Annotated in this window: 12 protein-coding genes; 11 read left to right on the top strand and 1 reads right to left on the bottom strand. The window is 69.5% G+C overall.

Annotation, left to right across the window (positions count from 1 at the left end):
• Nucleotides 1-90: 90 nt before the first annotated feature.
• The gene (locus B1A78_RS17935) at nucleotides 91-1,317 is read right to left on the bottom strand and encodes a cupin domain-containing protein (protein ID WP_077148275.1); all 1,227 of its coding nucleotides are present in this window, start codon (nucleotides 1,315-1,317) and stop codon (nucleotides 91-93) included.
• Between the two features lie 176 nt (nucleotides 1,318-1,493).
• Between B1A78_RS17935 and B1A78_RS17930 the strand changes: the two genes are divergently transcribed.
• From B1A78_RS17930 to B1A78_RS17885, 11 genes are all read left to right on the top strand, one after another.
• Nucleotides 1,494-2,096 (top strand): aspartyl/asparaginyl beta-hydroxylase domain-containing protein, encoded by a 603-nt coding sequence (locus B1A78_RS17930; protein WP_077148274.1) that lies wholly within the window; start codon nucleotides 1,494-1,496, stop codon nucleotides 2,094-2,096.
• The gene (locus tag B1A78_RS17925; RefSeq protein WP_077148273.1) at nucleotides 2,093-3,019 is read left to right on the top strand and encodes a hypothetical protein; all 927 of its coding nucleotides are present in this window, start codon (nucleotides 2,093-2,095) and stop codon (nucleotides 3,017-3,019) included. Before B1A78_RS17930 ends, B1A78_RS17925 begins: the two co-directional genes overlap by 4 nt.
• A 6-nt stretch (nucleotides 3,020-3,025) precedes the next feature.
• The gene (locus B1A78_RS17920) at nucleotides 3,026-3,880 is read left to right on the top strand and encodes a sulfotransferase domain-containing protein (protein ID WP_077148272.1); all 855 of its coding nucleotides are present in this window, start codon (nucleotides 3,026-3,028) and stop codon (nucleotides 3,878-3,880) included.
• Between the two features lie 53 nt (nucleotides 3,881-3,933).
• A complete protein-coding gene (locus B1A78_RS17915) occupies nucleotides 3,934-4,224 on the top strand; it encodes a PqqD family peptide modification chaperone (protein WP_077148271.1) in 291 nt (96 codons plus the stop codon).
• Between the two features lie 131 nt (nucleotides 4,225-4,355).
• Entirely contained in the window at nucleotides 4,356-4,505 is a 150-nt protein-coding gene (locus tag B1A78_RS22780) for a hypothetical protein (RefSeq protein ID WP_179102085.1), read from the top strand.
• A gap of 177 nt (nucleotides 4,506-4,682) precedes the next feature.
• Nucleotides 4,683-6,494 (top strand): asparagine synthetase B, encoded by a 1,812-nt coding sequence (locus B1A78_RS17910; protein ID WP_077148270.1) that lies wholly within the window; start codon nucleotides 4,683-4,685, stop codon nucleotides 6,492-6,494.
• The gene (locus tag B1A78_RS17905; protein ID WP_077148269.1) at nucleotides 6,491-7,123 is read left to right on the top strand and encodes a hypothetical protein; all 633 of its coding nucleotides are present in this window, start codon (nucleotides 6,491-6,493) and stop codon (nucleotides 7,121-7,123) included. Before B1A78_RS17910 ends, B1A78_RS17905 begins: the two co-directional genes overlap by 4 nt.
• Complete coding sequence (locus B1A78_RS17900; protein ID WP_077148268.1) at nucleotides 7,120-7,968, top strand: glycosyltransferase; 849 nt, start codon at nucleotides 7,120-7,122, stop codon at nucleotides 7,966-7,968. The genes B1A78_RS17905 and B1A78_RS17900 overlap by 4 nt, the downstream gene beginning before the upstream one ends.
• The gene (locus tag B1A78_RS17895) at nucleotides 7,965-8,765 is read left to right on the top strand and encodes a sulfotransferase (protein WP_083734285.1); all 801 of its coding nucleotides are present in this window, start codon (nucleotides 7,965-7,967) and stop codon (nucleotides 8,763-8,765) included. Before B1A78_RS17900 ends, B1A78_RS17895 begins: the two co-directional genes overlap by 4 nt.
• Complete coding sequence (locus tag B1A78_RS17890) at nucleotides 8,762-9,517, top strand: sulfotransferase family 2 domain-containing protein (protein ID WP_077148266.1); 756 nt, start codon at nucleotides 8,762-8,764, stop codon at nucleotides 9,515-9,517. The genes B1A78_RS17895 and B1A78_RS17890 overlap by 4 nt, the downstream gene beginning before the upstream one ends.
• A gap of 49 nt (nucleotides 9,518-9,566) precedes the next feature.
• Nucleotides 9,567-10,178: LacI family DNA-binding transcriptional regulator (locus tag B1A78_RS17885; RefSeq protein WP_144037892.1), on the top strand; the 612-nt coding region annotated here is incomplete at its 3' end.

Raw genomic sequence — 10,178 nt, 5'->3', positions numbered from 1 at the left:
ACAGGCTCGCCTCGGCGACCAGCAGCACGCGCCGCCCGCCAAGCCGCCACGCGCTCGCCAGCTTGCGCCGCGCCAGGGCGATCCTCCCGGTCATCTGCCCAGGTCGACGAAGAGGAAACCGGCCGCATTGAGCCGGATCAGCAATTGTTCGAGTTCGCGCCGCGCGCCATCGTCCAGCCCCATGGCCAATGCGTCGAACGGGACGTCGCGGTCGCTCGACAGTCGTCCGACCGCCGCGCCCACCGCCGTGCTGCACGGGAATAACCGCCCCCCGGCCTCGATCCCATGGTCGCCGCTCACCGCGTCATGCACCGCGGCGAAACCACGCTTGCTCGCGGGGCGCAGCCGGCTGCCGCCGCCGATCCGCGCCATCTTGCCCGCCGCGAAATGCGGCAGGGTGAAGACCGGGCGCGCGGACCGCTCGGCGCGCTGCTCGGCCAGAAAGGCTTCGGGGGGATGCGCGGCGTGCAGCGCCGCCATGGCGTCGCCCAGTTCGCGCCAAAAACCGGCGCTCGCCTCGGCACCGTTCGCCGCCGGCCAGTCGCGGCGGAACAACGGCTCGGCGACCGCCTTGTCGACCAGCCAGCGCAGATAATCCTGCCCTGTCGGCGGCGACAGCGCGATCGTCAGGTGCAGGCTCGGTTCCTCGACCGGGGTCGCGACATGCCACCAGCCGCGCGGGATATAGAGGATCGCGCCCTCTTCCACTATCGCGTCAAAGACCGGGACGTCGTCCGCGCCGGGCGGCGGCACGATCTCGCCGCGCGCCGGATGGTCGCGCGTCGGGCGCTCGACGCGCCAATGCTTGCGCCCCGCGACCTGCAGGATGATGACGTCATGATGGTCCCAATGCAGGTCGAAACCATGGTCGGCACGCCAGCCGGCGTAAAGATTGACGTTGCATCGCGCGCCGAGCGCCTCGACCATCCGGTCGGCCAGCGCGCCGATGCGCGGCACCATCTCGTCGACGAAGCTCAGCACCATCGTCGCGCCCTGCGCCAGTTGCGCGGTGACCGCGCCGGCGTCGATGCGACGGTTCGGCCCCGACATATCGATGAAATTGTCGGCGGCGACCGTCTTCCCCGTCTTCACCAGTTGCAGGCGCGGCGGCTCGATCCGCTGCGTCGCCAATATATGGTTGATCTCGTCCCAGCCGATCAGCGCGGCAAAACGTCCCGCCCGCCCGGGCCAGGCACGAAATTCGCGGTTCCAGTATCGCGCGACGAATTCCTCGACGCTCAGCGGCGCGACCAGCGCGGCGAACGACGGCACCGCCGCTTCGCCGCCGGTCATCGTCCCCTGATCCTGATCCGCCATCCAAAACACTCCCCCGCAACGCGCCGACCTTAGCCAGCGTGGGACAAAGGTTCAATGCGGCCCGGCCGGGCGAAGCATCTGGGCGCCAAAGCGAAAAAGGGGGCGACTTTACCCTTGTCGCGAGGCGCAACGCACGCCAGAACGACCCGGCAATTGCGGGGGCATTTTCTACTTCCATGGCCGTCATCGTCACCAAGCCTGCCAATGTCCGCGACCTCGGCCCCGTCGATGCATCGGCGCTGATCGCGCGCGTCGCGGCGATTTCGGATCGCACCTGGGGGCAGGAAGACGCGCGCAAGGAAAATGACTTCGAGGTTTTCCACCACACGCGCCACATCATCTTCCGCTTCACCCCGGGCAATCGCCAGCCCGAGGATTTTTACGATACCCCGGCGTGGACGGTCTGGCGCCCGCTGCTCCAGCCGATCATGGACGCCGCGATCCGCCCCTATGGCTTCGCCGATCCCGCCTTTCCGAAAGCGATGCTCGCGCGGCTCCAGGCGGGGCACAAGATCGACCTCCACCGCGACGGCGCCGGGTCGAACCTGCGCACGCACAAGATCCACGTGCCGCTCGTCACCAACCCGGGCGCCTTTTTCCTCAGCGGCCCGAACCGCCACCATCTCGCGCCCGGCCATGCGTGGGAGGTCAATAATATCGCCTCGCACGGCGGGGTGAACGAGGGCGACGCCGACCGCATCCATTTCATCTTCGAAGTGTTCGACCGCGCCGCCGACCCGGCGCCGGGGGCCGGGGCCGAAACCGCGACCAGCGCATGACCGACGGCTATTATTACCGCCACTACGGGTTGGCGCTGCGGTCCGACCTCGCGCTGCCGCACCTCCTGCCGGGCGATCCCGCCGCGCCGGTCGACATCGACATCCGGCTGGGGCCGATCGCCGACGACCGGCTGGCCGAGGCGATGCATTTCCGCAACTGGCGCGCCGAACCGGGCGAGATCCTGTTCCATGCCTTCGGCATCGGCCGCCTGCTGATCGCGGGCGGCACCACGATCACCGTCGACCGCGAGGGCGCGGCGACCGACGCCGCGCTCGTCTCGATCATCCTCGGCACCGGCATGTCGGCGCTGCTGATGCAGCGGCATATCCTGCCGATGCACGCCTGTTCGATCGCCGGCGACGACGGCGCGATCCTCGTCATCGGGCGCTCGGGCGCGGGCAAGTCGACCTTGCTCGGCGGGTTGATGGCGGCGGGCTGCACGATGCTCGCCGACGACGTCACCGGGGTCATAGTCGATGCCGGCGGCGCGACCGCGATCCCGGCTTTTCCCGCGATGCGGCTGTGGACCGACAGCCTGTCGCTGCTCGACCGCGACGACGAGGACAAGGTCCAGGTCCGCGAGGATATCGAGAAATATTATATCGGGGTCGACCGCTTCCGCGCCGAACCGATGCCGGTGCGCGCGGTCGTGCTGCTCCAGGCGCATGGCGGCGGCGACGTCACGACGCGCGAGGTGCCGATGGGCAACCGGGTCGAGGCGCTCGCGCGCTATGTCCACCGCAAGAAGTTCCTCCGCGGCCTCGGCCTCCAGCCCTGGGGGTTCGACGCCGTCGTGCGCCTCGCCCAGTCGGTCGAGATGGTCGCGATCGGGCGCCCCGCGATCGGCGCCACCCCGGCGATGATGGCAGGCGCCGTGATCGATCATTTCGGCCTCGCCTCAGCGCTTCAGCCGGCGCGATAGCGCGCCATGCCCGGCTCGATCGTCTGGCTCGCCTCCTATCCCAAGTCGGGCAACACCTGGCTGCGCGCGATGCTCACCCATTTGCTCGCCGAACCGGGCGAGGATTTCAGCGTCAACGCGCTCGCCGGGACGCCCGAGGGCGGCGACCGCCACGCGCTCGACGACGCCTGCGCCATCTCCTCGGCCGAGATGAAGCCCGCCGAACTCCTGCCCTATCGCGCCCTGCTCCACCGCCAGATGGCGGATGAGAAGGCCGCCCCCTTTTTCGTCAAGACGCACGACCAATATGCGTGCGGCGCGGACGGCACCGCGCTCTTCCCGGCCGATGCCAGCCGCGCCGCCATCTACCTCGTGCGCAATCCGCTCGACGTCGTGCTGTCCTTCGCGCACCACAGCCAGCATCCCGTGGACACGATGATCGCGCGCATGGCCGACCCCGGCACGATGCTCAACCTGTGGCCCGACCGGATCAGCGACTTCCTGCCCGTCCATCTCGGGCATTGGAGCGACCATGTCGCGGGCTGGACGCAGCAGCGGGCGATCCCGCTCTGCCTGCTGCGCTACGAGGATATGATCGCCGATCCCGCCGCTGCGCTCGCACGCGTCGCCGCCACCGCCGGGATCGCGGCGAGCCCCGGCCAGATCGCCGCCGCGGTCGCCGCGAGCAGCTTCGAGCGGCTGCGCGAGCACGAGGCGGCCGAGGGTTTTTCGGAAAAGCCGCCCAACATGCCCAATTTCTTCCGCGCCGGCCGCGCCGGCGACTGGCGCGCCGCGCTGACCGGTGATCAGGTGGCGCGCATCACGGCCGATCATCGGGATCGGATGGCCGCGCTCGATTATCTGCCCGCCTCAATGACTTGACGCATGGCAGCCGTGCTCGCTATCGCAATCGAGGGATTTTAGGGGGGTAGGATATGACAGCCGCGATTACCGGCAACAGCTTGATCACGCGCAATCCGTCGATCCTGTTCAACGACTTCGACGACGGGCTGATGATGATGGACATCGACAGCGGCAATTATTTCGACGTCGATTCTGTCGGGGGACGGATCTGGGCTTTGCTCGAATCGCCCGCGACGCTCGACACCATCTGCGAATCGCTGGTCGCGGAATATGCCGTCGACGCCGATGTCTGCCGCAGCGAAACCATTGGATTCATCGAAGAACTTGCGGGCAAGGGACTCGTCACGCTGCAAACCGCCTAAGTCATTGGTTGACGGCCCGTTTACCTTGACTGACAGGGTGTTTTGTCACATCCTGTTACCGTAAATCGCCCGCCGGAAAACAGCATCCGCAGGCGATTGGTGGGACCAGAATCCGAATAAGAGGGGTTTAAATGACCAAGACCGTTGAAAACAACGCGCCGCGCAAGAATTGGAAAAAGCCGGAACTTCGCTCGGCCGTGCCGGCCGCCCATACCCGTGGCGGCGCCGGCGGCTTCCAGCCCAACCCGCCCCTCGACGATATTTTCTACGACGCATCCTGATCCGCTTCACGCGTTGAAAGATGAAAGACTGATTTGGCCCCGCCTCGCGGGGCCAAACTGTTTTTATGTGACCGTGCGCGCGATCCGCATGCCATCGTCTCGCGCTTGACGCCGCCCGGCGGTGGCGGCACGACCGACGTCCACGCATCCGCGTCCTGAGGGGATCCCATACCGGCCGTGCATCGCTTTTCCGCTATCATTCATCGCACCGACTTCGCCGATCCGTCCGGCGGCGACAAAGCCGCGACCCTCGCCGCGCTCGGTCCGGACGCGGTCGCCGACCGCCTCGCCTCCGCGACCTTCGGCGCGCTTGCCACCGCAACCCGTCTGCCCGCTGCCGCCGCCCTCCATGTCGAACCGGACCTGATCGTCGTCGCCGATGCGCGGATCGACGGCCAGGGCGAATTGCGCGCCGCGCTCGGCGACCTCGCGCCGCCCGCGGGTGCGCCCGCCGCCGCGCTCATTGCCGCTGCCTGGCGCCGCTGGGGCGCCGACTGCCCGCTCCACCTCTATGGCGATTATGCCTTTGTATTGCACGAACCGGCCAGCGGCACCGGCTTCGTCGCGCGCGACCATGTCGGCGCCCGCCCTATCTTCTACGCGCTGACCGACGACCGCCTCGCCGCAGCGAGCGACCCCGCTGCGCTGCTCGCGCTCCCCGGCGTGCCCGACGACCTCGACGATGATTTCGTCGCCTCGATCCTCATCCACCGTAAGTTCGAACCGATGGACCGCAGCTTTCACCGCGCCGTCCGCCGCCTCGAGGCCGGGCACCGCCTGCATCTCGCGAACGGCAAGGCGCGCCTCGATCGCTGGTGGAATCCCGAGGCGATCAAGGTCGACGCGCGCGCCGACGACGCCGCGACCATCGCGCGCTACCGCGCCCTCGTCGACCAGGCGGTCGCTGACCGCATCGCCGACGCCTCGCATTTCGCGGTGCATCTCAGCGGCGGGCTCGACAGCTCGCTCATCGCCGCAGTCGCGACCCCGATGCTGCGCGAGCGCGGCCTCGCCGATCCGCCGGGCTACAGCTGGCACCTCGTCGACCCCGACGCCGATCCCGACACCGAACCGGGCTGGAGCGAGGCGATCCGCGCCCGGCTCGACCTCCAACTCTTCGCCCCCACGCTCTCGACCGACGAGATGGCGGCGCTGTTCGCGCAGGACTGGACGCGCGGTCCCGACATCCGCAACCTGTTCCACGAATCGGCGATCCAGCGCGACGCCGCGCGCCGCGGCGCCGAAGTCATCCTGTCGGGCTGGGGCGGCGACGAGGCCGCGTCCTTCAACGGCCGCGGCTACCACCCCTGGCTCTTCGCCACCGGCCGCTGGGTCACGCTCTATCGCGACGCCGGGCGCCCCGGGGTCCGGGCAGGGCTGCGCACCATCTATCATGCCGCACGCCGCACCGTCCGCACCTTCCGCCCGCAAATGCCGATGCGCTGGCGCCGGCTTTCGGGGCACAGTCTGGTCGACCCCGATTTCTTCCGCCGCACGCGCCTGCTCCCGATAAAGACGATCCGCGAATTCGGCGTCCGTCGCACCCAGCACGCCCTGCTCCGCTACAGCTCGACGACCGGGCGGCTCGAGGATTGGGCGATCAGCGGTGCGACCCACGGCATCGACTATCGTTTTCCCTTGCTCGACCGCCGCCTGATCGAATTCATCTATACGCTGCCGCCGCGGATGTTCCGCCGCGGCGCGATGCGGCGCTGGCTGATCAAGCAGGCCTGCGACGGGCTGCTCCCCGACGTCGTCCGCCTCAACAACAGCAAGACCGAACCGCTGCGCGTCGCCTGGATCGAACAGGCGCTCGGCGAGACGATGGTGCTGATCGGCGAGCGCATCCTCGCCGGCGACCCCGCGCCCGACCGCGCGCGCTACATCGACATGGCGCGGCTTCGCAAACGCGTCGAGCGCGCGCGGCGCACCGGCTCGGGCCGCGACCCCGCGCTGCGCCTCGCGCTCCAGTTCCTCGACAAGCCATGATCCTGTCGTTCAGCCGCAGCTTCGCCTTCATCGCGATTCCGAAGACCGCCGGCCACGCGCTGCGCACCGTGCTGCGGCCTCTGCTCGCGGCGAACGACTGGGAACAATGCACCCTGTTCGACAAGCGCTATTTCCCGGTCCGGCCGCTCGCGGCGATCGGCCATGGCCATCTCGCCTTCCTCGACGTCGAGCCCTTCCTGCTCCCCGGCCAGTGGGACCGCCTCACCAGCTTCGCGGTCATACGCTCGCCCTTCGACCGTTTCCTGTCCTTCGCGCGCTTCGCCTGGCGCGGCAGCGACGCGATGGAACGCGACCCGCTCGGCACGATGAAGGCGGCGCTCACCGACCCCGCGCGTGCAGGCCATATCCTGCTCCGCCCGCAGCATGAGTTCGTCTGCGACGAAGCGGGCGCGATCCGTACCAGCCTGCTCCTCCGCCACGAAAATCTCGCGGCAGAGATGGACCGGCTGTCGGCGGCGCTCGGCGCCCCGCTCGCGCCGCTCGAGGCGGTCAATGTCTCGCCCGAAACGCGCGGCGCCGCGCTCGACGCCGAACTCGCCGACCTCATCCGCGCCCGCTATGCGCGCGACTTCGCGCTGTTCGGCTACGACCCGGCGGACGTCGCATGAGCGTCTCCACGCCGATATCCACCCTGGTCACCGTCAGTTCGCCCGATTTCCGCATCGGCACCGAAGTGATGCTGGCGAGCTTCCTCGCCACCAACCCCTGGTTCGCCGGCGACGTCCTCGTGCTCCACAGCCGGCTGACCGACACCGATCAGGCCGCGCTCGCCGCCGCCTTCCCGCGGCTATCGTGCCGCACCGCCAGCCCGCGCCTTGATGCCGCGATCGACAGGCTCACCGCCGCGCACCCGCATCTCGCGAACCGCCGCGACCGGTTCCTCAGCCTCGAAACGCTGCTCCTCGATGCACCCGGCACATTGCTCTTCGCCGACAGCGACCTGCTGTTTCGCGGCGACCTCGCGCCGCTGCTGGCGATCGACGCGCCGCTTGTCGCCGCACCCGACGCCGCGATGCTGCGCGGCAACGTCCGCGACGCCGACACGCTCGCCGAGGTCGCGGCGACCGGCGACCCCCAGGCCAGCTTCAACGCCGGCCTCCTTCTCTACGCGCCCGATCCCGCGCGCGCCGACGCGATGTGGCCGCTGCTCGATCCCGAAAATTGGTCCAAGATCGCCTCGCAGCACACCGACCAGGCGGTGTGGAACCTGTTGCTGCGCGACCGCGTCCATCTCGTCGGCACGACGTGGAACCTGATGATCGGCCACCGCGCGGCGAGCTTCGCGCGCGAACCCGTCGCGCTCGCCGAGGCGCACGTCCTCCACTTCAACGGCGCCGCCAAGCCCTGGCGCCCCGACCGCCACGCCGCCGCGATCGCGCGCGATCCCGAATTTCCTGCTGCCGTCCGCCTCTGGGCCGCGGCGCGCGCCGACTGGCTGCGGACGCGGCCATGATGGTCGGCGGCGAGGGCGCGATCGCGCGCTATCTTTTCCTGCTCGCCCCCAACAACAGCGGCTCGACCTTCCTCGCCGCCGCGCTCGCCGGCTGCGCGCGCGCCTGGTCGCTGCCGCGCGAGGGCCAGCATGTCGCGGGCTTCCACGGCCCCAGCTCGCGCGGCACCGGCACCAGGCTGCTGTGGGCGGCGACCCCGGCCGCGATCGCGGCCTTCCGCGATGCCGGCGCCTATGACTGGGACCGCACGCGCCGCGCTTGGCATTTCCAAGCCCGCGCCGCCCAGGCCGACGCCGATACGCTCGTCGCCGCCGCGCCGCCCTTCCTGCTCATCGCCGATCGTCTCGCCGCCGCCTTCGCCGACGCCGCCTTCCTTCTCATGGTGCGCAATCCCTATGCCGTCGCCGAAGGCATCCTCCGTCGCGGCGCCGCGGCCGGACCGGTCGCCCCCGGCGAGAGCCTCGCGACCACCGCCGCGCGCCACATCGTCGCCGCGCTCGCCGCGCAGCAGGCGAACCGGACGATGCTCGGCAGCCGCGCGACCTTCTTCTCCTATGAGGAGATGTGCCGCACCCCCGCCGCGGTCGCCGGCCGCATCGCCGCGCTCGTCCCGGCCTTTGCCGACCTTGACCTCGGAAGCGCACGCCCGGTCAAGGGCCGGTATCACGAGCCGCTGCGCGACATGAACGCCGACCAGATCGCGCGGCTGGACGCGGCGCAACTCGCTGATCTCAATCATATCTTCGACGACCATCGCGCCTTGCTCGACGGCTTGGGTTACGACAGGATCGGCGCATGACCGGCGCACGCCATCCGCTGTGGATATTCCTCCACGTCCCCAAATGCGGCGGCACGACGCTGAAGGCGCATCTCGAGCGCCATTTCACGATGGACGAACAACTCGTCGAATTTTCCAACTGGGGTCGCCGCTACCGCGAGGAACACGGCCGGCCAGAATTTGAGGATCGCCCGCCCGAGGCGCGCGCGCGCGCCGAAGTCCTCGCCGGGCACCAGCTCGATTACGGCATCCACCGCCTCGTCCCCGGCGATCGCGAGCCGCGCTATTTCACCGTCGTCCGCGACCCCGCCGAACGCTGCGTCTCGCTCTATAATTTCCGCTGGAGCCGCGGCTTCGCCCCCGACGACTTCGACCGATGGTATGACGATTGGTACCGCCTCGAGCAGTCGGACTATATGGTGCGCTTCTTCGCGCAGCGCCTCTATGGCGCCGACCTCCCCGCCGACCCCGATCAGCAGCTCGCGATGGCGCAGCGCCTGATCGGCCTCTGCTGGTTCGCGACCACCACCGATCGCTGGAACGAGGGCCTCGACTTCCTGTCGGCCGCGATGGGCATCCCCGCCGACTGGAACCATTATCGCGCCGCCGGCCAGTCGATCGAGCTCCCCGCCTCGCACCCCTCGCAGGGCGAGGTTCTCGAACGCCGCGTCACGCTCGACGACGGTCTGCGCGCACGCATCCACGCCGACTCGCCCGGCGACGTCCGCCTCGTCGACTGGGTCCGAGCCCGCCGCTGGCCGCTCGCCGATTGACAGCGCCCGCCGCCCGCGCGACAGACGCGGCAGAGGGGAAGAGGCCGAAATGACCGGAAAAATGCTGCGCCCGACATCGTTCGACGTCGCCGAGCGCGCGGGCGTGTCGCAATCGACCGTGTCGCGGGCGCTGCGGGGCAGCCCCGGGGTCAATGCCGAAACCCGCGCCCGCGTCTCGGCCGCCGCGCGCGAGCTCGGCTATGTCGTCGACCGCCACGCCTCCAGCCTGCGCCTGAAAAGCAGCGAGACGATCGCGCTCGTCACCATCTGCCGCCCCGGCGAGGATCGCAGCGCAATCAACCCCTTCTATTTCGCTTTGCTCGGCAGCATTGCCGAAGCGACGTCGGCGCGCCGCTTCAACCTGCTCGTCAGCTTCCAGGAAAGCCCCGCCAATTTCCGCGCCGACTTCGTCGCCTCGGGGCTCGCCGACGCAATGATCGTCATCGGCACCACCAGCAACGATGCCGCCTGGGACTATTTCGCCGACGCGCAGGCCTCGGGGCTCGACTTCGTCTGCTGGGGCAGCCCGGGCGATCCCTTCCACTGGATGCGCAGCGACAATGACGCCGGCGGGCGGATCGCCGCCGACCATCTCGCCGCCGCCGGGCGCCGCCGCCCCGCCTTCATCGGCCCCGCGGACTCGGCGCAGCGCCAGTTTGAC

Origin of the sequence: Sphingopyxis sp. KK2, assembly GCF_001990265.1 — a bacterium.
In the GTDB taxonomy this organism is placed as follows: Bacteria; Pseudomonadota; Alphaproteobacteria; order Sphingomonadales; family Sphingomonadaceae; genus Sphingopyxis.
This window is presented reverse-complemented; position numbering and strand designations above follow the sequence as displayed.